Genomic DNA, 21,415 nt, shown 5'->3' on the forward strand with positions numbered 1-21,415 from the left:
CCGCCCGACGCCAGCCCCGCGATTGCGGTCGGGGACTCCGGCACGCGTACCGGAAAAGACCTAAGCCGCCGGGCGGCGCAGCTCGGACAGACCGTCCGCGATGCCGCGCAGGCGGTCGGTCGCCTCGACCAGGCCGCTCAGCGCCGGGTGCTGCGCCGAGGCCGGCTGACCCTCCTCGGCCACGTAGCTCGCCGCGGCCGCGACCAGCCGCTCGTAGGCGGTCACGCCCTCGGTGAACTGTTTGGCCAGGCTCTGGTGCGCGTGCTCGATCCCGGCGCGCTGGTCGGGCGGGGACAGCGGGATCGCCCGTTCGACGCTGGCCACCCGCTGCCCGAGGTCGCGCAGCCACTGCTCGGCCACGGCGGCCTCCAGCATCGCGGCCTCGCCGGGGCCGGTCAGCCGGCCGGCCAGGCCGGTCAGCGTGATCGCGGCCCGGTCCAGCCTGTCCCAGGCCTGGGCCACGGCGGAACCGCGCAGCGCGTAGCGCTCCTTGTGCCGGCGGACCTCCTGGAGGACCTGCCGGCCGGCCGGGAACCGCTCGACGGCGGCCACCAGCCGCTGGCCGGGAATGGCCGGCGGGGCGGGCGGCGGGGCCGGGATCGCGGCCAGGGCGCGGTGGTCGCTCCAGCGCCACCAGGCCAGGGCCGCCGACGCACCCGCCGACGCGGCCCAGGCCGCGTCGGCGAGCCCGATGCCCGCGTACGGGGTGAGCACGGCGGCGGCCGCGGTGAGCCCGCCGCCGACGACGCTCCACCGCCGCGCCGACCCGCGCAGCTTCCTGAGCCGGCGGAAGTACCGGGTCCGCTCGTCCACCGTTCACTCCTTCGGGAGCGGGGACTCAGCCTGCGGCCGAGGTGTCCCCGCGCTTGGCGTTCATGCTGGCCCTGATCTCGTCGAGCCGCGCCACGCTGGCCGGGTCGGCCGCCGGGGCGGCGCCGGTGCTGCCCGCCTCCACGGCCGGCTTCGCCGCGGCGCCGCCGAGCTGCTCGCCGGCCATGCTCGCCCGGATCTGCTCGAGCCGGGACGAACCGGCCATGTCGAGGCTCGACTTCTGCACCTCGAGCATGCGGCCCTCGACGGAGTTCGACGCCAGCTCGGCGCGGCCCATCGCGTTGGCGTACCGCTGCTCGATCTTGTCGCGGACCTCGTCCAGGGACGGGGTGTTGCCCGGCGCGGAGAGCGAGGACATCGACTCCAGCGACTTGGCCACCGTCTCCTGCATCTTGGCCTGCTCGAGCTGGCTGAGCAGGCGGGAGCGCTCGGCGATGCGCTGCTGGAGCACCATCGCGTTGTTCTCCACCGCCTTGCGGGCCTGCCCGGCCGCCGACAGCGCCTGGTCGTGCAGCGTCTTCAGGTCTTCCATCGACTGCTCGCCGGAGACCAGCTGGGTGGCCAGCGTCTGTGCGGTCGACTCGTACTTCTGCGCCTCGGCCTCGTCGCCGCCGGCCCGGGCCCGGTCGGCCAGCACCAGGGCCTGGCGGGCCATGCCCTGCAGCTTCTCGACCTCGGACATCTGCCGGGACAGCTTCATCTCCAGCTGCCGCTGGTTGCCGATCACGGCGGCGGCCTGCTGCACGAGCGCCTGGTGCTGGCGCTGGGCATCCTCGATGGCCTGCTGGATCTGCACCTTGGGGTCGGCGTACTCATCGATCTTGGCGCCGAACAGCGCCATCATGTAGCGCCAGCCCTTGACGAACGGGTTCGCCATATCCGCGGTATCCCCTCAATGTCGCTCAGTCGGACGCGCCACCGACGCGGGACCGAGGGGTCTTCACGATGGCGCGGAGTCCATCGTGTCAGCTCCACGCCACCGGCGTCACGTGACCTCGGGGGGATCTCAGGGTCTAGCGAGGGTTCCCCCGACAACGAGGCTACGCGCCGATACGCGTTCCGGCGACGCCGGAACGCGTAGCGGTCGGTGCGGGGATCAGGCTGCGTACACGACGTCGCGGCCGCGCTTGCGGGTCGCGTGCAGAGTGGCCTTGAGCGGCGACTCCTGGCGGACGGAGACGGAGACCGTCCCGTCGGAGGTGACCTGGCGCACGGCCGGGGCCTCGCTGTGCTTGCCCGGCGCGGCCTTGAGCGGCGCGCCCTTGAGCGGGACGGGGCTCGCGCCGGCGCCGCTGGTTCCGACCGGGACGGGCTCCAGCGGGGCGAGCACGCCGTCGACGCCCTCGGCGAGCGCGAGCGTGCCACTGACCTCGCCCAGCACCTCGGACAGGCGGGCGCCGAGCGCCTCGCAGATCGCGGCGAGCAGCTCGCTGGACGCTTCCTTCTGGCCACGTTCGATCTCGGAGAGATACCCCAGGCTGACGTTGGCGGCGGTCGACACCTCACGCAGCGTGCGATGCTGACCCTGCCTGCGCGCCCGAAGTGCGTCACCGATAACCCGGCGTAGCAGGACCATGGCACCTCCTCCTGCGGCGGGGCCGCCGGCAACCGCCGGAGGCTTCCCGCAACCGTACCCGCTGAGGGCTACACCGACATCCCGCCCCGCCGAAATCCTCCGGCCGGCGGGGACGCCCGACCGCCCGCGGGGCTGCTGATACAGCCGGTGGGCAGCCCGCGCCCACTCACCCGTACGGGGCAACGCGGCAGCTCAGCTCGCGATTCCCGCGGTCGATCCGCGCAGCTCGGCGACGAGCAGCGACAGGACGGAGGTCACAGTCGCATTCCGGACGTCCGCCCGGGAGCCCGGCAGGCGCAGCTCCCGGACGGTGGCGCCGCCCGGCCCGGCGACCGCCACGAAGACCAGCCCGACCGGCTTGCCGTCCTGCGGTTCGGGGCCGGCGACCCCGGTCGTGGCCAGGCCCCAGTCGCTGCCGCAGCGCTCCCGCGCCCCCTCGGCCAGCGCCAGCGCGACATCGGCGTCGACCGGCCCGCGCTCGTCCAGCAGCTGCCGCGGCACGCCGGCCAGCGTGTGCTTCAGCTCGGTGGCGTAGACCACCAGGCCGCCCCGGAACACGGCGCTGACCCCGGCGATCTCCACGATCGTGGCCGCCAGCAGGCCCCCGGTCAGCGACTCCGCGACCGCCAGGGTCTGGCGCCGCTCGACCAGCGCGTGCACCGCCGCGGCGGCGGCCACCCCGGGATCGTCGATCTGCTCCTCGCTCATGCCCCGATTGTGCCAACCGCGGGCGGGGCGCCGGGTCAGACCCGCTCGGCCCGCCGGCGCAACCGCAGCGCCTGCAGCACGTAGTCCGCCCCCGTGACCACGGTCACGATGAGCGCCGCGATCATCAGCACCGGGCCGACCACGTCGAACGGCTCCGGCACCGGCCACAGGAACCAGGCGATCGCCGCGATCTGCAGCACCGTCTTGAGCTTGCCGCCGCGGCTGGCCGGGATGACGCCGTACCGGATCACCCAGAAGCGCAGCGCCGTGACGCCCCACTCGCGCAGCAGGATCAGCCCGGTCACCCACCACGACAACCGGTCGTACGCCGACAGCAGCACCAGCGCGCTGCCGGTCAGCGCCTTGTCGGCGATCGGATCCGCGACCTTGCCGAAGGACGTGACCAGCTGGTAGCGCCGGGCGATCCAGCCGTCGGCGAAGTCGGTGGCCGACGCCACGCAGAAGGTCAGGCAGGCCAGGATCCGCCAGCCGGACCCGGTCATCCCGGAGACGATGACGAACGCGACGAACACGGGGACGAGCACGATGCGGGCGGCCGTGAGCAGGTTGGCCGGGTTGTAGAGCGAGACCGGCCGCGGGGAGGCCACCGGCACCGGCTCGTCGGTCACGACGCTGCCGTCGCTACCGCGGAGACCGCCCCCGACGCGGCGGAGATCATGGCGACCGGCACGGCGACCAGGTCGACGCCCTCGGTGCCGGTGACCCGGGCCCGCACGAAGTCGCCGGGGCGCAGCACCGCCAGGTCGACGCCCTCGTCGCCGGCGACCAGCGTGGTCGAGCCGTCCACCTCGGGCGCCTGGTGCGCGGCGCGGCCCTCGATCTCGCCGTCGTCGACGGTGTCCACCAGGACCTCGACGATCGAGCCCAGCCGGTCCTCGGCCCGCTGAGCGCACAGCTCGTCGGCCAGGTCACTGATCCGGGCGTACCGGCGCTTGATGGTGTCCTCGCGGACCTTGCCGGGCAGCCCGGCGGCCTCGGTGCCGTCCTCGTCGCTGTAGTCGAAGACGCCGATGGCGTCGAGCCGGGCCGCGGTCAGGAACCGGACCAGCTCGTCCACGTCCTGCCGGGTCTCGCCGGGGAAGCCGACGATGAAGTTGCTGCGCGCGCCCGCCTCGGGGGCCAGCGCGCGGGCGGAGGCCAGCAGGTCGAGGAACCGGTCGGTGGAGCCGAACCGGCGCATCCGGCGCAGCACGGGCTCGCTGGAATGCTGGAAGGACAGGTCGTAGTACGCCGCGACGCCCGGCGTGGTGGCGATCGTCTCGACCAGGCCGGGCCGGGTCTCGGCGGGCTGCAGGTAGCTGGCCCGGACCCGGACGATGCCGGGCACCGCGGCCAGCTGGGGCAGCAGCTTCTCCAGCGCGCGCGGGTCGCCGAGGTCCTTGCCGTAGGAGGTGCTGTTCTCGCTGACCAGCACCAGCTCGCGGACGCCGGTGCCGGCCAGCCACTCGGCCTCGGCCAGCAGCTCCTGCGGGTCCCGGGAGACGAAGGCGCCGCGGAACGCGGGGATGGCGCAGAACGTGCACCGCCGGTCGCAGCCGCTGGCCAGCTTGAGGCTGGCCACCGGGCCGTTGTCCAGCCGGCGGCGCAGCACCTGGCGCAGGTGCGCGGGGGTGTGCTCGTCGACGGTGGCGTGGCCGGGCACGACCACCTTGGCCGCCTGCCGGGCGACCGGGGTCAGCGGCAGCAGCTCGCGGCGGTCCCGCGGGGTGTGCGCGTCGAACCGCTCGCCGGCCAGCACGCCGTCGAGCCGGGCGGCGATGTCGGTGTAGTCGTCGAAGCCGAGCACGGCCTGCGCCTCGGGCAGGCTGTCGGCGAGCTCCTTGCCGTACCGCTCGGCCATGCAGCCGGCGGCGACCACCTTGGCCCCGGTCTCGGCCGCGGCCAGCAGCGTCTCGATGGAGTCCTGCTTGGCCTTCTCGACGAAGCCGCACGTGTTGACGAGCACCACGTCGGCGCTGTCGGCATCGGTGCTGACCTGCCAGCCACCGGCGTCGAGCCGGGCGGCCAGCTCCTCGGAGTCGACCTCGTTGCGGGCACAGCCGAGGGTGAGCAGGGCGACACGGCGGGGGGCAGGGGTTACCGACACTCCGACAAGGCTACCGGGCGCGCGTTGTCCTGCCTTCGCCCGTCCAGCCAGCGGCCGAATATCGATCCAACCCCCACCGATACGAAACCCGATCCGGCACGAAACCCGATCCAGTACGAAACCCGATCCGGTACGCCGACACCCCGCCCCAACCGCACCACCACCTCCCGCCCCGACGAACCGACCCCCTGCCGGGCCACCCGCCGGGCCGGCGCGCCGGGCTGACCGCGCGATCCCCCGCCACCGGTGCCCGCCGATCCCGCAAGTGTTGATCTTGGGCGGCGCCCGACTGACGCGGCCGGGCCCTGCCCGTGCCGCTGGCCCGCGGGCCGGGGCGGCGCCGGAAGCCGGACAGGCAGCGGCGAGCAGCGAAGACAACGAGGCGGACCCGGACGGCCGCGGGCCGTCGAGCACCGTCCTCGCCGACCCGGGACCTCTAGGCCGCCCTCACCGGTGATCACGAGCCGCTTCGACGCGAGCAGACGCAGAGGGCTCGCCGGGTTCAGCTCTCAGCCCGGAACGGGCCGCACTTCGGTGACCGACCCCACAAGTCGCTCCGTGAGGCGGAGACGTGGTGTTGCAGTTGTGGCGTTGGTGCGCCGTACCGGATAAGGCCTGAAGCCCCCCGGAAAGCCTCAGTCGACCCTCAGTGTTGCGAGCGTTTCCTCGAGTTCGTCGGGTTTGATCAGCACCTCGCGGGCCTTGGACCCCTCCGACGGCCCGACGATCCCGCGGGTCTCCATCAGGTCCATCAGCCGGCCGGCCTTGGCGAAGCCGACCCGCAGCTTGCGCTGGAGCATGGAGGTCGAGCCGAACTGCGAGGTGACCACCAGCTCGATGGCCTGCAGCAGCACCTCGAGGTCCTCGCCGACCTCCTCGTCGATCTGCTTCTTCTTGCTCTCCGGCGGCGCGGTCACGTCCGGGCGGAACTCCGGCTCGCGCTGGTCCTTGCAGAACTTGACGACGTCGGCGATCTCCGACTCGTCCACCCAGGCGCCCTGGAACCGGGCCGGTTTGCTGGCCCCCATGGGCAGGAACAGGCCGTCGCCGCGGCCCAGCAGCTTCTCGGCGCCGGGCTGGTCGAGGATGACCCGGGAGTCGGCCAGCGAGCTGGTGGCGAAGGCCAGCCGGGACGGGACGTTGGCCTTGATCAGGCCGGTGACCACGTCGACGCTGGGTCGCTGGGTGGCCAGGACCAGGTGGATGCCCGCGGCGCGGGCGAGCTGGGTGATCCGGACCACCGAGTCCTCGACGTCGCGCGGGGCGACCATCATCAGGTCGGCCAGCTCGTCGACGATCACCAGCAGGTACGGGTACGGCTTCATCACCCGGTCGACGCCCGGCGGAGCCGTGATCTCGCCGCTGCGCACCTTGCGGTTGAAGTCGTCGATGTGGCGTACCCCGTTGGCGGCGAGGTCGTCGTAGCGCATGTCCATCTCGCGGACGACCCATTCGAGGGCGTCGGCGGCCTTCTTGGCGTTGGTGACGATCGGCGTGACCAGGTGCGGGATGCCCTCGTAGGCGGTCATCTCGACCCGCTTGGGGTCGACCAGCAGCAGCCGCACCTCGTCCGGGGTGGCCCGGGTGAGGATCGACACGAGCAGCGAGTTGAGGCAGGAGCTCTTGCCCGCGCCGGTCGCGCCGGCGATCAGGATGTGCGGCATCTTGGCCAGATTGGCCACCACGAACCGGCCCTCGATGTCCTTGCCCAGGGCCACCAGCATCGGGTGGTGGTCGGCGGTGGCCGCGTGCGAGCGCAGCACGTCGCCGAGCGACACGTTCTCCGGGTCGGTGTTGGGGATCTCCACGCCGACCGCGCTCTTGCCCGGGATCGGGCTGAGGATCCGCACGTCGGGCGACTTGACCGCGTAGGCGATGTTGCGGGAGAGCTGGGTGATCCGCTCGACCTTGACGCCCGGGCCGACCTCCACCTCGTAGCGGGTGACCGTCGGGCCGCGGGTGAAGCCGGTGACCTGGGCGTCCAGGTTGAACTGGTCGAAGACGCCGGTCAGCGCGGCCATGATCTCGTCGTTGGCCTTGCTGCGGGACTTCGGCGCCGCGCCCTTGCCCAGCAGGCTCGGCGGCGGCAGCCGGTAGTCGCCCTCGACGGCCGAGATGTCGAGCTGCTCGGCCCGGGTGGGCAGCGGCGAGTGCTCCGGCGGCTCGGGTGTCTTGCGGCTGGCCGGCACCTTCTTGCCCCGCGGGACCAGCACCGTGTCGTGCACGATCGGGTCCTCGTCGAAGACCACGGCGGGCCCGTCGTCGGGATCCGGGGCCAGCCCGATGTCGGCCAGCGAACCCTGCCGGCGGCGGGCCGGGGCCCGCCGCTTGCTCTCGCCGTCGCCGGGCTCGTCGAGGTCGGGCAGGTCGGGGTCGGCCCCGGGCAGCGGCGCGCGGGCCGACGAGCGGCCGAGCAGCACGTCGGTGAGCAGCATCAGCCGCTCCGGGATCCGGTTGATCGGCGTCGCGGTGATGACCAGCAGACCGAAGATCAACAGCAACACCAACAGCGGTACGGCCACCCACGCCGTCACCGCGTTCTCCAGCAGGGCGCCCACGCCGAAGCCGATCAGCCCGCCCGCGCCGTTCAGCTCGACGTCGTCGGCCGGCCGCTGGGCCACGTGCAGCAGGCTGGCCGTGGCGACGATCAGCGCGCCCCAGCCGACGACGGACCGGCCCCGGTGCTCCGGATCGGCGGGCTTGCGCATGAGCCGGACCGCGCCGTAGAGCAGCAGCAGCGGCAGGAACACCGACAGGGCGCCGAAGAACAGCCGGACCGCGTCGGCCAGCCGGGCGCCGACCGGACCCGCGGAACCGGCCCAGACCGCCACCCCGACCAGGATGGCCAGGCCCAGCATGAGCAGCCCGGCGCCGTCGCGGCGGTGCTCCGGGTCGATCTCCTTGGCCGTCGCGGCCTGCCGGCCGACCCCGCGGGCGACCCAGCCGACGCTGTGGGCCAGGCCCATCCAGAGGGCGCCGACGCCGCGGCCGACCCCGCCGGCCAGCGCCGAGCCGACGCCGGGCCGGGCGCGGGTGGCGCTGCGGGCCCGGCTACGGGCAGCCGGACGCGCCGCCTTCTTCGCCGCCGTCTTGCGGGCGGGCTGACGCGCCGCCGGTTGCCGGGCACGCGCCGACGCGGCACCGCGCGTGGTGGACGCGGCGCGGCCCCGGCTCGCCGGAGGAGTACGGCCCGCCATGGGCACTACCGTAACGGGATCACTCTCGCGAGTCCGCGCGCCGCACCGTGACCAGGTTTCACTTTTTCCCCCGTTTAGGATCAACGGCATGTCCGATTCGCCGCAACCGCTCAGCCACGACATGATCATCGACGCGCTGAACGCCCGCGAGTTCGCCCACTTCGTCGACGACGACGGTGACATCGGCGGGAACTGGCAAGGCTGCCTGATCTACTTCTTCCGGCTCGGGAAGGAGGCGGAGGTCCTGCAGGTCCGTACGCTCACCCGGACGGTCTTCAGCACCGACGACGTGCCCCGGCTCTACGCCTTCTGCAACGCCTGGAACCACGACCGGCTGTGGCCCAAGGCGTACGTGCACACGGCCGACGACGGCACCGTCCGGGTGGTCGGGGAGGTCGTCGGCGACTGGGAGCGCGGGGTCACGCCGGCGCAGCTCGACCAGCTGATGATCTGCGGCATCGCGACCGGCTGCGAGCTGGCCGACGCGGTCGCGGAGCTGTGAGCGGAGGGCGAAGCCGGCCCACGAGATGAGCACGAGCACGGCCACCGCGATCCGGGCCGCCCACTCGTAGCCGTGCGGGTAGAACACGCCCGCGACGTGGTTGTCCAGGAAGCCGCCCGCCAGCGGGCCGAGTCCCAGGCCCTCCCGGCCGCGGTCCTCCAGCCAGGTCAGCGGGCAGTACCACTGGGCCACCACGATCACCACCAGCCAGCCGGCGGCCGCCGCCTGGAGCCAGATCAGCTTGCGCCAGCGCCAGGCGAGGAAGCCGCCGAAGATGCCGAAGGCCAGGAAGGCGAAGTGCGCGCCCACGGCCGCGGCGATCAGGATTCGGTAGCCCACGGGTCCACGGTAGGCGACGCAGCACTGCCCGCGCAGGACGGAGGATGGCCCGCGCGGGCAGCACGTCTACGGTGGCGCGTCAGTTGCGGTGACCGCGGCGGTGGTGACCGTTGCCCCGGCCGTTGCCGTTGCCGTTGCCGGCCGGCGCCCCGGTCGCCGCGGCGGGCGGGGCCGTGGTGGCCTCGGCCGGCGGGGCGGCCGCGACCGCGGCGCCGCCACCGGTGGTGAGCAGCGTGAGGCCGTTGGTCTCGAGGATCTCGGTGATCGGCTGGAAGAACGTCTCGCCGCCGACCGTGCAGTCGCCGGAGCCGCCGGAGGTCACGCCCTGGGCCTGGTCGCCGGAGAGCCACGGGCCGCCGGAGTCACCGCCCTCGGCGCAGACGTCCGTCCGGGTCAGGCCGGTGACCGCGCCCTCCGGGTAGTTCACCGTCTGGTTCTTGGCCAGGATGGTGCCGCAGAACGTGCCCGTGGTGGAACCGGAACGGCAGACCGCGGCCCCGACCGGCGCCTCCGTGCTGCCGCCGACCGGCAGCGCGTTGCCGTCGAAGTCGTTGACGAACGGCTGCAGCGTCACGCCGGCGTTGGTCTGCACCACGCCCATGTCGGCGTTGCCGGGGAACACCGACGCCACGACGACGCCCTGGTCGAGGTTCTCGCGGTCGGTGGTCCGGGTGCCCTCGGCGCCGCAGTGCCCGGCGGTGACGAAGCCGCCCTCCACCGCGAACCCGATCGAGCACCGCGCCTGGCCGCCGCCGAGGTTCACGAAGTACGGCTCGGCCCCGATGACGTCGGCGAGCGGCTTCGGCGCCGCCTTGGTGACGACCACCTTCACGGCCGCGTCCGGGATGCCGGCGTCGTCGGCGAGCTCCTCGGCGTGCTCGGTGTCACCGGGCAGCGCCTGGATGACGACCTGGTTGGCGGCGACGTCGACGTACCAGCCGGGCAGGTCCCGGTCGGCCCTGGTGGCCTCGGCGTCCAGCGCCCTCTTGGCGCTGTCCAGCTCGGCCACGCTGCGCTCGACGACCCGCGGCGTGGCGCCGGCCGCGCGCACCCGGCCGGCCAGGCCGGCGTCGGTGATCGCGATGTTCAGCGTCGTGCCGTCCTTGCCGAGCCAGGAGCCCGCGTACGAGTCACCGGTCGCGCTGCGCAGCTGCGCCGCCACCCCGCTGGCCCACGCGGCCCGCTTGACCCGGGCCGCGGCCTGGTCGGCGCTGACGCCGAGGTCTCGTTGCATCGCGGCGAGCAGCTGGGGTGCCACTGCGCCGGTCGACTGCGACGCGGGGCGGCGGCCGGCGTTCGTGCCCGCCATGGACGGCAGCGTGAACGCCACCGCCGCTCCCGCTGCCGTCACCGTCGCCGCGAGCGCGACGACCGTTCTCCGCTGCATCCGTAACTCCCCTCGCATTCAGTGCCGTGGGGGCGGCACCGTGCCCTCAGATACGCAAGGGGGTCGCGGCCGGATCAAAAAATCCGGTATTCACAGAAAACTATGGCTGCCGATCACACCTCCACGACGGTCGGCACGATCATCGGCCGGCGGCGGTAGGCGTCGTTCACCCAGCGGCCGACCGTGCGCCGGACCACCTGTTGCAGCTGGTGGGTGTCGCTGATGCCGTCCTCGGCCGAACGGTGCAGGGCGGCGGTCAGCAGCGGGATCACCGGGTTGAACGCCTGCGGGTCCTCGGAGAAGCCCTTGGCCGAGATGCTGGGCTCGCCGACCACCTTGCCGGTGACCGAGTCGATCACCACGGTGGCCGAGATGAAGCCGCCGTCGCCGAGGATGCGCCGCTCGGTGAGCAGCGACTCGCTGACGTCGCCCACGGCCAGGCCGTCGACGTACACGTAGCGGTTCTTGACCCGGCCCACGTGCCGGGCGTGCCCCTCCACCAGGTCGACCACGTCGCCGTCCTCGCAGAGCACGACCCGGTCCGGGGCGACCCCGGACTCGATGCCCAGCTGGGCGTGGGCGCGCAGGTGCCGCCACTCGCCGTGCACCGGCATCAGGTTGCTCGGGCGGACGACGTTGAGCAGGTAGAGCAGCTCGCCGGCCGGGGCGTGCCCGGAGACGTGCACCTTGGCGGTGTCCTTGTGCACGACGGTGGCGCCGGCCCGGGCCAGCTGGTTGATCACCCGGTAGACCGAGGTCTCGTTGCCCGGCACCAGCGAGCTGGCCAGCACCACGGTGTCGCCGGACTCGATGGTGATGTGCCGGTGGTCGCCGGTCGACATCCGGCCCAGCGCGCTCATCGGCTCACCCTGCGAACCGGTGGACATGAAGACGATCTCGTCGTGCGGCATCTTCGCCGCCTCGTCCAGACCGACCAGCAGGTTGTCCGGGATGCGGAGCAACCCGAGATCACGGGCGATGCCCATGTTGCGGACCATCGACCGGCCGATCAGGGCCACCTTGCGCTCGTACTCGTACGCGGCGTCCATCACCTGCTGGACCCGGTGCACGTGGGAGGCGAAGCTGGCCACGATGATCCGGCCGCGGGCCTTGCCGAAGATGGCGCCGAGCACCGGGCCGATGTCGCGTTCCGGGGTCACGAAGCCGGGGATCTCGGCGTTGGTCGAGTCCGACAGCAGCAGGTCGACGCCCTCGGCGCCGAGCCGGGCGAAGCCGGCCAGGTCGGTGATCCGCCCGTCCAGCGGGACCTGGTCCATCTTGAAGTCGCCGGTGTGCAGCACCAGCCCGGCCGGCGTCCGCACGGCCACCGCCAGCGCGTCCGGGATGGAGTGGTTGACGGCGAAGAACTCGCACTCGAACGGCCCCAGCCGCTCGGTCTGCCCCTCGCGCACCGTCAGCGTGTACGGGTCCAGCCGGCGCTCGGCCAGCTTCGCCTCGACCAGCGCCAGGGTGAACTCCGAGCCGACCAGCGGGATGTCCGGCTTGAGGGCCAGCAGGTACGGCACCGCGCCGATGTGGTCCTCGTGCCCGTGGGTCAGCACGATCGCCTGGACGTCCTCCAGCCGGTCCCGGATCGGGTCGAAGTCCGGCAGGATCAGGTCGACGCCGGGTTGCTCGACGTCCGGGAAGAGCACTCCGCAGTCGACGACCAGCAACTTGCCGTCGAACTCGAAAATCGTCATGTTGCGGCCGATGGCCCCGAGACCTCCGAGCGGGATGACGCGCAGGGCGCCCTCCGGCAGCGGGGGTGGTGGTTCCAGCTCGACGTGTGCCTGGCTCAAATGCGAGGCCTCTCTAATTGGTGCCGAGGTGCTGTCCCGCCGCGGCGGCGTCCTCGAGCAGTTGGTTCGTTTCGGCCTCGGTGGCATCGACCAGCGGCGAGCGCACGGGGCCGGCGGGCAGCCCGAGCAGGCGCAGGCCGGCCTTGACGAGGATGGTGCCCTGGGTCCGGAAGATGCCGGTGAACAGCGGCAGCAGCTGCCGGTGCAGGGCCAGCGCGCCGGCGTTGTCGCCGCGCTCGTACGCCTCGATCATGGCCTTGGTCTGCGGGCCGATGAAGTGGGTGGAGGTGCCGACCACGCCGACCGCGCCGATCGACAGCAGCGGCAGGACGGCCGCGTCCTCGCCGGAGTAGTACGCGAGATCCGTGCGGCGCAGCACGTCGGCGCTGCCGGCCAGGTCGCCCTTGGCGTCCTTGACCGCGACGATGCCGGGGTGCTCGGCCAGCCGCACCAGCGTCTCGGTGGCGATCGGCACGCCGGCGCGGTGCGGGATGTCGTAGAGCATGATCGGCAGGCCGACGGCGTCGGCGACGGTGGTGAAGTGCCGGATCAGGCCGGCCTGCGGCGGCTTGTTGTAGTACGGCGTCACGACCAGCAGGCCGTGCGCGCCGGCCTTCTCCGCCGCCCGGGACAGCTCGACCGTGTGGGCGGTGTTGTTGGTGCCGACCCCGGCGATGATCCGGGCCCGGTCCCCCACCGCCTCGACGACGACGCGGAGCAGGGTCTCCTTCTCCGCGTCGGAGGTGGTGGGCGACTCGCCGCCGGTGCCGCTGATCACCAGGGCGTCGTGGTCCTGCTCGTCGACCAGCCACGTGGCCAGCCTGGCCGCGCCGTCGACGTCGAGCGAGCCGTCCGCCCTGAACGGGGTCGCCATGGCCGTGACGAGCCGGCCGAAGGGCCGCGCGAGGTCGTGCGTCATACCGACAACTTATCGGACGGCCGGAGAGGTTTCCCCGTCGCCGGTGGGGAGCTCAGACGTAGAAGGCGGTGAACGGGGCCCACGGGAGGTTGCGCAGCACGCTGAAGACTCCCCAGACGGCGATGAAGGCGCCGATCACGCCCGGGCTCAGGTCGAGCTGCGGCAGCCGCCAGCCGAAGAGGCGGCGGCCGGCCCAGGCGACGTACATGTAGAGCAGGAACGGGACGACGAAGACGAACAGCGCGTGGTGGCGGGCCGCCGCCGGGACGTCGCCGTGCAGCAGATACCACGCCGCGCGGGTGCCGCCGCAGCCCGGGCAGATGAAACCGGTGGTGTACTTCAGCAGGCAGCTCGGTGTCGCGCCCGCGTTGGCCTCGGTGGGGCTGGTGGCCAGCGTGTAGCCGACCGCGCCGGCCATGCAGACCAGCATCGCCGCCGGGGCCACCCAGATCGGCGACTCGCGCCATTTGCGCTGGATGAACCGGGTGACCCGGTCGGGCTGGGCGGGCTCCCACGGCGGCGGGCCGTAGACCGGCGGCCCGTCGGGTCGCGGGTGGACCGCTACGGGATCGGTCGTGCTGCTCATGGGCGTCACGGTACACCCGCGGAGGCAAGCTTCAGCGCGCTCGTGAGCGGGCCCGCGAGGTCACCGCGCTGCGGTGCGGCCACGCTCTCCAGGCCCAGCCAGCCGGCCAGCCGGTGCAGCTCGGCGGCCAGCGCGGCCGCGGTCTCCTCCTGATCGGCGGTGGGCTCGAGCCAGGCCGCGGGGATCCGCAGCACCCCGGCCTTGCGGTCGGCCTTGAGGTCGACCCGGGCGGCGAACCGGTCGCCGAGCAGGAACGGCAACACGTAGTAGCCGTACAGCCGCTGGGCGGCCGGGACGTAGATCTCGATCCGGTAGTTCATCGCGAACAGCCGCTCGGTGCGGGCCCGCTCCCAGATCAGCGGGTCGAACGGGCTGACCAGGGTCGCGGCGCCGACCCGGCGGGGAAGCCGGGCCTCGTGGTGCAGGTGCACCGGGCCCTTCCAGCCCGCCACCGTCACCGGCAGCAGCACCCGGTCCTCCACCAGCTCGGCCACGGCCTGCTTGAAGCCGGCCACCGGCAGCCGGAAGTAGTCGCGCAGCTCCGGCTCGGCGGCCACCCCGAGCGACCGGGCGGCCAGGGCGACCAGGGCCCGGAACGCGTCCTGCGGCGCCGGGGTGGGTGTCGCCAGCACCTCGGCCGGCAGGACCCGCTCGGTCAGGTCGTAGCGGCGGGCGAACGACGTGGTGCGCTCGGCGGCGGAGATCTGGCCCGTGTAGAACAGCCACTCCAGGGCCTGCTTGACCGCCGACCAGTTCCAGCCCCAGTTGTCCTTCGACCGCGGCACGTCGTGCTCGATCTGGGCGGCGGTGAGCGGGCCCCGGTCGCGGACCTCGCCGAGCACCCGGGCGACCAGCGCGGGCTGCTGCTGCGCGACGCGCACCATGCCGCCCCAGGCGTACTCGGCCGCGTTCTGCATCCGCCACCGGAACAGCGGCTGCAGATCGGTCGTGAGCAGCGAGGCCTCGTGCCCCCAGTACTCGAAGAGCTCCCGGGGGCGCTGGTAGGCGGCCCGGTCCAGCAGCGCCGTCGGATAGGGACCCAGGCGGCTGTAGAGCGGCAGGTAGTGGGCGCGCTGCAGGACGTTGACCGAGTCCATCTGGATCAGGTGCAGGCGGCGCAGCACCCGGCGCAGGTGGCGCAGGTCCAGGGAGCCGCCCGGGCGGGGATCGGTGAAGCCCTGCGCGGCCAGCGCGACGCGCCGGGCCTGGGCGGCGGAGAGCGATTCGGGTACGGCCACGGGTCAGCACGCTAGCCCAGGGGTGTGACAAAGTCGCCGGATGGCCGTCCTCCGCCCGCTCACCGACGCCGACATCGACGCGGTGGCCGCCGTCCACGTCCGCGCCTGGCAGATCGGCTACGCCGGCATCCTCCCGCCCGACTACCTGGCCGGGCTCGACCCGGCCGCGTTCGCCCGGCACCGCCGCGAGCGCACGCCCCCGCCCGGGGCCCGGACGCTGGTGGCGGTGGACGACGACACGGTCATCGGCTTCACCTCGTTCGGCCCGTACCGGGTGGACAGCGGCGCGGGGTTCAACCCGGCGATCGGCGAGCTCTACGCCATCTACGTGGACCCCGCCCGGTGGAGCGGTGGCACCGGCCGCAAGCTGCTGGCCGCCGCCCGGGCCGGGCTGGCCGAGGCGGGCCATCCGGCGATGCGGCTCTGGGTCTTCGCGGACAACCAGCGGGCCCGCCGGTTCTACGAGCGGGCCGGGCTGACGCCGGACGGGGCCCGGCAGTTCTACACCCCCCGCGGCCGCACGGAGCAACTGCCCGAGGTGCGCTACTCGGCGCGTCTGTAGGCTGCCGGGCATGGCACTCGGTTTCGTCCGTCCCGCCCGTCCCGAGGACGCCGGCGAGATCGCCCGCATCCAGCTGACGACCTGGCGGACCGCATACCGGCGGCTGTTCCCGGCGCACGTGCTGGCCAACCTGGACGAGGCGTACCTGGCCCGGGGCTGGACCGAGGCGATCGGCGCCCCGCCGTCGCCGCGGCACCGGGTGCTGATCGCCGTCGAGCAGGGCGAGGCGGCGTCCCACGTGGTCGGCTTCGCGGCCTCCGGGCCGGCCGACGAGCAGGCGCTCGCGCCCGAGGAGCCACCGCTGCCCGACGACGTCGCGGCGATCACCGACCTGCTGGTCGAGCCCCGCTGGGGCCGGCGCGGGCACGGCAGCCGGCTGCTCGCGGCCACCGTCGACCTGTGGCGCGAGGACGCCTTCAAGGCCGCCGTGGCCTGGGCGTACGACGCGGACGAGGCGATGCGGAAGTTCCTGGTCTCGACCGGCTGGGAGCCCGACGGGGCCGGCCGCGCGCTGGACGTCGACGACATGCTCGTCCCGCAGCTCCGCCTGCACGTCGCCGTCGATCCCCAGGCGCGCGGAGCGTCCTAGGGGTGCACCGCCTCCAGCCGCTCCTGCACGAGCTCGTGGCCACCGTCGCGGCGCCGACCACGGCGCTGTCCGGCGCGGACGGGCAGATCCGGGCGGCGGGCGTGCAGGGGGCGTTCCACGCGGACGTGCGGGTGCTCTCCACGGCCGTGCTGCGCCTGGACGAGCGGGAGCCCGAGCCGATCGGCCACGCGGACGCGGGCGCGGGCACCACCCGCTTCGTCTCGCTGGCCCGCTGGCTGGGTGATCCCGGCACCGACCCGACCGTCCGGATCGAGCGGGCCCGCACGGTGACACCCGCGCGGGTGGCCGAGGAGATCCGGCTCAGCTCCACGGCCGCGGCGAGCGTCCGCACCACGGTCACCGTCGAGCTGGCGGCCGATCTGGCGCCGATCGAGCTGGTCCGGTCCGGCGGCCGCGGGACGCCGGTGGCCGCGACCCGCTCGGCCGGGGGCCTGAGCTGGGCGCGCGACGGCGTCGCGGTCACGGTCACCGCCGCTGGGGCCGAGCTCGACGAGCGCGGGCGGCTGCGCTGGGCGGTCACGCTCGGGCCCCGGGGCGACCGGACCCTGAGCTTCACGGTACGGGTGGACGACCCGTCCGCCGTGGTGCACGCGCCCGCCCGGGCCCGCGACTGGAGCGCGGCGCGGGTCAGCTCGGGCGACCAGCGGCTGGGCCGCCTGGTGGCCCGCTCGCTGGACGACCTGCACGCGTTGCGCCTGGCCGACGGCGACGACGTCTACCTGGGCGCCGGGGTGCCGTGGTATCTGACGCTGTTCGGCCGCGACAGCATCTGGGCGGCCCGGATGCTGCTGCCGCTGGGCACCGGCCCGGCCGCGGGCACGCTGCGCGTCCTCGCCCGCCGGCAGGGCGCCCGCACCGACCCGCAGTCCGGCGAGGCCCCCGGCAAGATCCTGCACGAGCTGCGCCGGCACGAGTTCGCCCTGCCCGGTACCGGCCTGCGGCTGCCCGCGGCGTACTACGGCAGCGTCGACGCCACCCCGCTCTGGGTCAGCCTGCTGCACGACGCCTGGCGCTGGGGGCTGCCGGAGGCCGAGGTCGGCGCGCTGCTGCCGCACCTGGAGGCGGCGCTGGGCTGGCTCGCCGGGTACGCCGGCGGCTTCCTGACCTACCACGACACCACCGGGCACGGCCTGGCCAACCAGGGCTGGAAGGATTCCGCCGACGCGCTGGGCCACGCCGAGCCGCCGATCGCCCTGGCCGAGGCGCAGGGCTACGCGCACCGGGCCGCCCTGGACGGCGCGGCGCTGCTGGCGGCGTTCGGCCGGCCCGGCGGCGACCGGTGGCGGGAGTACGCGGCCACGCTCGCGGACCGGTTCCGCTCGGCGTTCTGGCTCGACGGCGGCTACCCGGCGCCGGCCCTGGACCGCGACCAGCGCCCGGTCGACGCGCTGACCAGCAACATCGGGCACCTGCTGGGCACCGGGCTGCTGAACGCGGCCGAGGAGCGGGCGGTGGCCACGGCGCTGGGCGGCGAGGCGATGTCCGGCGCGTACGGGCTGCGCACGATGTCGGCGCGCGACGCCGGGTACGCGCCGCTGTCGTACCACTGCGGCTCGGTCTGGGCGCACGACACCGCGATCGTGGCGGCCGGGCTGGCCCGGGCCGGCTTCGACGGCGAGGCGACCACGCTGATCGACGGGCTGCTGACCGCCGCGGAGGCGTTCGGCTACCGGCTGCCCGAGCTGCACGCCGGGGACGCCCGGGCGGCGCTGAGCCGGCCGATGCCGTACCCGGCGGCGTGCCGGCCGCAGGCGTGGTCGGCGGCCGCGGCGGTGCTCCTGACGCAGGCGGCGCTGGGCCTGGAGCCCGACGTGCCGGGTGGGCGGGTCCGCCTGCGGCCGCTCGCCGGGACGCCGTTCGGGCCGCTCGACGTGCGCGGCCTGCGCATCGCCGGCGAGCCGGTGGACGTGCGGGTGGACGCCACGGGCGCCGCCACGATGACCGGCCGGCCCGCCGGACTGCGGCTCGACTGAGCCGGTGGGCGATCGGCGGCCGCCGGCCCGGTCGCTCAGTCGAGGAGCGGGTCGAGGCCGATGGTCAGGCCCGGGCGGGACACGATCGAGCGGATCCCCAGCAGCACACCCGGCATGAACGAGGCGCGGTCCAGGCTGTCGTGCCGGATGGTCAGCGTCTCGCCGGTCGTGCCGAACAGGACCTCCTGGTGGGCGACCAGGCCGGCGGCCCGCACCGCGTGCACCCGCACGCCGTCGATGTCGGCGCCGCGGGCGCCGGGCGCCTCCTCCTTGGTGGCGTCGGGCATCGCGCCGAGCCCCGCCTCGGCCCGGGCCGCGGCGATCAGCTTCGCCGTGTGGGTCGCCGTGCCGCTCGGGGCGTCCAGCTTGCGCGGGTGATGCTGCTCGATGATCTCGGCGGACTCGAAGTAGCGGGCCGCGCGCGCCGCGAACTGCATCATCAGCACCGCGCCGAGCCCGAAGTTCGGGGCGATCAGCACGCCCACCCCGGGCTTGTCGGCCAGCCAGCCGCGCACCTGCTCCAGGCGCTGCTCGGTGAAGCCGGTCGTGCCGACGACCGTGTGGATGCCCTGGTCGACCGCCCACCGCAGGTTGTCCATCACCACGTCGGGGGTGGTGAAGTCGACGAGCACCTGGGCGCTCGCCTCCGAGGCGTTGAACAGCCGGTCGCCCTGGTCGACCATCGCCACCAGCTCGAGGTCGGCGGCGGCGTCGACGGCCTTGCACACCTCGAGGCCCATGCGGCCGCGGGCGCCGAGCACGCCCACCCGGATCGGTTGCTGCGCGTCTGTCACGAGGTCAACCTACTGCGGTTGGCCCACCAGCGTTCGCCCAGCCCCACCACGAGGAACACCGCCGCCACGTAGGCCCAGCCGACCAGCACGTCGATCACGTAGTGCTCGCCGGTGTAGACCAGCGTGAAGGTCATCGCCAGCGGGTACGCGAGCAGCACCGGCCACCACCGGCGGCGCACCACCGGCAGGAAGAACGCCACGGCCATCATCGCCCACGCGGTGTGCAGCGACGGCATGGCGGCCACCGGGTTGGACGCGTCCACCTGCAACGCGTTCAGGGTGTTGCCGGCGCCGTGCAGCCCGATCGCGTCCCAGCCGTTGGTGGAGATGCGCTCGACGTGCTCGGGCAGGTAGCCGTACTTGTACGCCCACCACGGCGGCGCCGCCGGGTAGAGGAAGTAGGTGACCAGCCCGAAGACGCAGAGCGTGAACCAGCGGCGGACGAACCGGGCCCACTGCGCGCGGGAGCGCACCCAGAGGATCACCGCGACCGTCGGCACGGTGAGGAAGTGGGAGACGTAGACCAGGGTGACCACGACCTCCCACCACTGCACCACGCCGGGCTGGTAGAGGTGCTCCTGCAGCCAGGTGGTCGGGACCTGACCGCCGGTGAGCCACCCGAACATCGCCTCGTCGGCGTGGATCAGCTCGGTGACGTGCGGCTGGAACAGGTCGTCGGCCCACGCGCGGGAGACGTTGTAGATCACCAGCAGCAGGGCGATCGGCAACCAGTCACGCAGGAACAGCAGGTGCTGCCGCCAGGGCAGCTCGCTGCGCCAGGCGATCGTGGCCAGCCACAGCCAGCCAAAGGCGATCAGCGGGTCGCTGGTCGGCACGCCGATGAAGTACGTGCCGACCGCGAACAGCACCGCCCAGATCAGCATGCCGACGGTGCGCCGGCGACGGTCCGGCGACGTCTTCTCCGGTACGGGCGCGGGGCTCAGGATGGTCACGGCGTCCCAGGTTAGCGGTGGGTCGGAAACGCGTCGTCGGCGAACGGCCCGACGACCGCCAGCGACATCGGCTGGGACAGCAGCTCCGCGGCGAGCGCGTTCACCTCGTCGAGGGTGACCGCGTCCACCTGGGCCAGCAGCTCGTCGACGGCCATCAGGTCGCCGTGCAGCAGCTCGGACTTGGCCAGCCGGCTCATCCGCGAGCTGGTGTCCTCCAGGCCCAGCACGTACGAGCCCTTCACCATGCCCTTGCCCCGGGCCAGCTCGTCGGCGGTGATCCCCTCGGCCGCCACCGTGGCCAGCTCGGCCCGGATCAGGTCGAGCACCTCCTCGGCCTTGCCCGGCGCGCAGCCGGCGTAGACCGCGAACAGGCCGGCGTCGGCGTACTGGCTGCCGTAGGAGTAGACCGAGTAGGCCAGGCCGCGCTTCTCCCGGATCTCCTGGAACAGCCGGCTGGACATGCCGCCGCCGAGCACGTTGTTCAGCACGCCGAGCGCGAACCGCCGGTCGTCGGCCCGGTTGATGCCGGCGCAGCCGAGCACGATGTGCGCCTGCTCGGTGTCGCGGTGGCGGATCAGCGTGACCGGCTTGCGCGGGCGGCCGCCCCCGGTCGACGGGCGCTTGGGGGCGGGCACGCCGGTCCCGGCGTCGAGCGGGCTGCCGGCCACGGCGGCCCGGACCAGTTTGACGACGCGGGCGTGGTCCAGGTTGCCGGCCGCCGTGATGACGATCTGCGGCGCCTTGTACCGGGCGCGGTAGAAGCGGTTGATCTGCGTGCGGGTCATCGGGGAGATGGTCTCCTCGGTGCCCGAGATCAGCCGGCCCAGCGGGGTGTCCGGACCGAAGACCGCCTCGATGAAGACGTCGTGCACCTCGTCACCGGGCTCGTCGTCGTGCATGGCGATCTCCTCGAGGATCACGCCCCGCTCGGTCTCCACGTCCGCCGGGTCGAGCAGCGAGCCGGCGACCGCGTCGCAGAGCACGTCGACGGCCAGCGGCAGGTCGGCGTCCAGCACCCGCGCGTAGTAGCAGGTGTACTCCTTCGTGGTGAAGGCGTTGGTCTCGCCGCCGACCGCCTCGATCTCCGCGGAGATCTCCAGCGCGGTGCGCTTGGCGGTGCCCTTGAAGAGCAGGTGCTCGAGGAAGTGCGAGGCGCCCGACATGGCCGGGGTCTCGTCGCGTGAGCCGACCGCCACCCAGACGCCGAGGGCGGCGCTGCGGGTGGTGGGGATCGACTCGGTGAGAATGCGCAGACCAGAGGGCAGCACGGTGCGTTTCACGCCGTCCTGCAGGGTTTGGGTTTTCATCCGGTTGAGGGCGGTGGTGGGGCG

The 21,415-nt window shown here is 73.6% G+C and carries 19 protein-coding genes and 1 pseudogene; 4 read left to right on the forward strand and 16 right to left on the reverse strand.

The window, feature by feature from the left end; translation table 11 throughout:
• Positions 1 to 60: 60 nt before the first annotated feature.
• The 7 genes from pspM to Ani05nite_RS33915 form a co-directional block, all read right to left on the reverse strand.
• Positions 61 to 813, reverse strand: coding sequence for a phage shock envelope stress response protein PspM (pspM, locus tag Ani05nite_RS33885; protein ID WP_203775167.1), 753 nt, complete (start codon positions 811 to 813; stop codon positions 61 to 63).
• A gap of 25 nt (positions 814 to 838) precedes the next feature.
• The gene (locus Ani05nite_RS33890; protein ID WP_203775169.1) at positions 839 to 1,708 is read right to left on the reverse strand and encodes a PspA/IM30 family protein; all 870 of its coding nucleotides are present in this window, start codon (positions 1,706 to 1,708) and stop codon (positions 839 to 841) included.
• 219 nt (positions 1,709 to 1,927) lie between these two features.
• Positions 1,928 to 2,407 carry a helix-turn-helix domain-containing protein gene (locus Ani05nite_RS33895; protein WP_203775171.1) on the reverse strand — a complete coding sequence of 160 codons (480 nt, stop codon included), beginning with the start codon at positions 2,405 to 2,407 and terminating at the stop codon, positions 1,928 to 1,930.
• 192 nt (positions 2,408 to 2,599) lie between these two features.
• The gene (locus Ani05nite_RS33900; RefSeq protein ID WP_203775173.1) at positions 2,600 to 3,115 is read right to left on the reverse strand and encodes a CinA family protein; all 516 of its coding nucleotides are present in this window, start codon (positions 3,113 to 3,115) and stop codon (positions 2,600 to 2,602) included.
• Between the two features lie 35 nt (positions 3,116 to 3,150).
• Positions 3,151 to 3,744, reverse strand: coding sequence for a CDP-diacylglycerol--glycerol-3-phosphate 3-phosphatidyltransferase (gene pgsA / locus Ani05nite_RS33905; RefSeq protein ID WP_203775175.1), 594 nt, complete (start codon positions 3,742 to 3,744; stop codon positions 3,151 to 3,153).
• Positions 3,741 to 5,222 (reverse strand): 30S ribosomal protein S12 methylthiotransferase RimO, encoded by a 1,482-nt coding sequence (rimO, locus tag Ani05nite_RS33910; RefSeq protein WP_203775177.1) that lies wholly within the window; start codon positions 5,220 to 5,222, stop codon positions 3,741 to 3,743. The genes pgsA and rimO overlap by 4 nt, the downstream gene beginning before the upstream one ends.
• 635 nt (positions 5,223 to 5,857) lie before the next feature.
• Positions 5,858 to 8,419: an FtsK/SpoIIIE family DNA translocase gene (locus Ani05nite_RS33915; protein ID WP_203775179.1), complete on the reverse strand. Its 2,562-nt coding sequence runs from the start codon at positions 8,417 to 8,419 to the stop codon at positions 5,858 to 5,860.
• 88 nt (positions 8,420 to 8,507) lie between these two features.
• Between Ani05nite_RS33915 and Ani05nite_RS33920 the strand changes: the two genes are divergently transcribed.
• Positions 8,508 to 8,921 carry a type III secretion system chaperone family protein gene (locus Ani05nite_RS33920; protein ID WP_239130909.1) on the forward strand — a complete coding sequence of 138 codons (414 nt, stop codon included), beginning with the start codon at positions 8,508 to 8,510 and terminating at the stop codon, positions 8,919 to 8,921.
• 21 nt (positions 8,922 to 8,942) lie between these two features.
• Here the strand turns inward: Ani05nite_RS33920 and Ani05nite_RS42300 are convergent.
• The 6 genes and pseudogenes from Ani05nite_RS42300 to Ani05nite_RS33950 all read right to left on the reverse strand — a co-directional run.
• Positions 8,943 to 9,260, reverse strand: a pseudogene (locus Ani05nite_RS42300) (DUF2784 domain-containing protein); the annotation flags it as partial.
• Between the two features lie 79 nt (positions 9,261 to 9,339).
• Positions 9,340 to 10,647, reverse strand: coding sequence for a S1 family peptidase (locus tag Ani05nite_RS33930; RefSeq protein WP_203775181.1), 1,308 nt, complete (start codon positions 10,645 to 10,647; stop codon positions 9,340 to 9,342).
• Positions 10,648 to 10,760: 113 nt separating this feature from the next.
• A complete protein-coding gene (locus tag Ani05nite_RS33935; protein ID WP_203775183.1) occupies positions 10,761 to 12,449 on the reverse strand; it encodes a ribonuclease J in 1,689 nt (562 codons plus the stop codon).
• A 13-nt stretch (positions 12,450 to 12,462) separates the two neighbouring features.
• Entirely contained in the window at positions 12,463 to 13,368 is a 906-nt protein-coding gene (dapA, locus tag Ani05nite_RS33940) for a 4-hydroxy-tetrahydrodipicolinate synthase (RefSeq protein WP_203775185.1), read from the reverse strand.
• A 52-nt stretch (positions 13,369 to 13,420) separates the two neighbouring features.
• Positions 13,421 to 13,954 carry a DUF2752 domain-containing protein gene (locus Ani05nite_RS33945; RefSeq protein WP_203775187.1) on the reverse strand — a complete coding sequence of 178 codons (534 nt, stop codon included), beginning with the start codon at positions 13,952 to 13,954 and terminating at the stop codon, positions 13,421 to 13,423.
• 5 nt (positions 13,955 to 13,959) lie between these two features.
• Positions 13,960 to 15,192 carry a winged helix-turn-helix domain-containing protein gene (locus tag Ani05nite_RS33950; RefSeq protein ID WP_203775189.1) on the reverse strand — a complete coding sequence of 411 codons (1,233 nt, stop codon included), beginning with the start codon at positions 15,190 to 15,192 and terminating at the stop codon, positions 13,960 to 13,962.
• 40 nt (positions 15,193 to 15,232) lie between these two features.
• On the opposite strand from Ani05nite_RS33950, the gene Ani05nite_RS33955 reads away from it, so the two are divergent.
• From Ani05nite_RS33955 to Ani05nite_RS33965, 3 genes are read left to right on the forward strand one after another with little or no spacing between them, the layout of a single operon-like run.
• Positions 15,233 to 15,754, forward strand: a complete 522-nt coding sequence (locus tag Ani05nite_RS33955; RefSeq protein ID WP_203775191.1) for a GNAT family N-acetyltransferase — start codon at positions 15,233 to 15,235, stop codon at positions 15,752 to 15,754.
• A gap of 10 nt (positions 15,755 to 15,764) precedes the next feature.
• Positions 15,765 to 16,343, forward strand: a complete 579-nt coding sequence (locus Ani05nite_RS33960) for a GNAT family N-acetyltransferase (protein WP_203775193.1) — start codon at positions 15,765 to 15,767, stop codon at positions 16,341 to 16,343.
• A gap of 2 nt (positions 16,344 to 16,345) precedes the next feature.
• Complete coding sequence (locus Ani05nite_RS33965) at positions 16,346 to 18,337, forward strand: amylo-alpha-1,6-glucosidase (RefSeq protein ID WP_203775195.1); 1,992 nt, start codon at positions 16,346 to 16,348, stop codon at positions 18,335 to 18,337.
• 35 nt (positions 18,338 to 18,372) lie between these two features.
• Here the strand turns inward: Ani05nite_RS33965 and dapB are convergent, their stop codons facing one another.
• From dapB to Ani05nite_RS33980, 3 genes are all read right to left on the reverse strand, one after another.
• A complete protein-coding gene (dapB, locus tag Ani05nite_RS33970; RefSeq protein WP_203775197.1) occupies positions 18,373 to 19,131 on the reverse strand; it encodes a 4-hydroxy-tetrahydrodipicolinate reductase in 759 nt (252 codons plus the stop codon).
• Positions 19,128 to 20,015 carry a phosphatase PAP2 family protein gene (locus Ani05nite_RS33975; protein WP_239130929.1) on the reverse strand — a complete coding sequence of 296 codons (888 nt, stop codon included), beginning with the start codon at positions 20,013 to 20,015 and terminating at the stop codon, positions 19,128 to 19,130. The genes dapB and Ani05nite_RS33975 overlap by 4 nt, the downstream gene beginning before the upstream one ends.
• An 80-nt stretch (positions 20,016 to 20,095) precedes the next feature.
• Entirely contained in the window at positions 20,096 to 21,391 is a 1,296-nt protein-coding gene (locus Ani05nite_RS33980) for a M16 family metallopeptidase (RefSeq protein ID WP_239130910.1), read from the reverse strand.
• Between the last annotated feature and the right edge of the window lie 24 nt (positions 21,392 to 21,415).

Origin of the sequence: Actinoplanes nipponensis (assembly GCF_016862275.1) — a bacterium.
Classification (GTDB): domain Bacteria; phylum Actinomycetota; class Actinomycetes; order Mycobacteriales; family Micromonosporaceae; genus Actinoplanes; species Actinoplanes nipponensis.

What these genes read in the sequence shown, in the direction of transcription:
- Ani05nite_RS33980 (WP_239130910.1), bottom strand. Translation starts at nt 21,391, where the DNA reads ATGAAAACCCAAACCCTGCAGGACGGCGTGAAACGCACCGTGCTGCCC.
- dapA (WP_203775185.1), bottom strand. Translation starts at nt 13,368, where the DNA reads ATGACGCACGACCTCGCGCGGCCCTTCGGCCGGCTCGTCACGGCCATG.
- Ani05nite_RS33975 (WP_239130929.1), bottom strand. Translation starts at nt 20,015, where the DNA reads ATGCTGATCTGGGCGGTGCTGTTCGCGGTCGGCACGTACTTCATCGGC.
- Ani05nite_RS33960 (WP_203775193.1), top strand. Translation starts at nt 15,765, where the DNA reads ATGGCACTCGGTTTCGTCCGTCCCGCCCGTCCCGAGGACGCCGGCGAG.
- Ani05nite_RS33895 (WP_203775171.1), bottom strand. Translation starts at nt 2,407, where the DNA reads ATGGTCCTGCTACGCCGGGTTATCGGTGACGCACTTCGGGCGCGCAGG.
- Ani05nite_RS33955 (WP_203775191.1), top strand. Translation starts at nt 15,233, where the DNA reads ATGGCCGTCCTCCGCCCGCTCACCGACGCCGACATCGACGCGGTGGCC.
- Ani05nite_RS33945 (WP_203775187.1), bottom strand. Translation starts at nt 13,954, where the DNA reads ATGAGCAGCACGACCGATCCCGTAGCGGTCCACCCGCGACCCGACGGG.
- Ani05nite_RS33930 (WP_203775181.1), bottom strand. Translation starts at nt 10,647, where the DNA reads ATGCAGCGGAGAACGGTCGTCGCGCTCGCGGCGACGGTGACGGCAGCG.
- Ani05nite_RS33915 (WP_203775179.1), bottom strand. Translation starts at nt 8,419, where the DNA reads ATGGCGGGCCGTACTCCTCCGGCGAGCCGGGGCCGCGCCGCGTCCACC.
- Ani05nite_RS33900 (WP_203775173.1), bottom strand. Translation starts at nt 3,115, where the DNA reads ATGAGCGAGGAGCAGATCGACGATCCCGGGGTGGCCGCCGCCGCGGCG.
- Ani05nite_RS33890 (WP_203775169.1), bottom strand. Translation starts at nt 1,708, where the DNA reads ATGGCGAACCCGTTCGTCAAGGGCTGGCGCTACATGATGGCGCTGTTC.
- Ani05nite_RS33920 (WP_239130909.1), top strand. Translation starts at nt 8,508, where the DNA reads ATGTCCGATTCGCCGCAACCGCTCAGCCACGACATGATCATCGACGCG.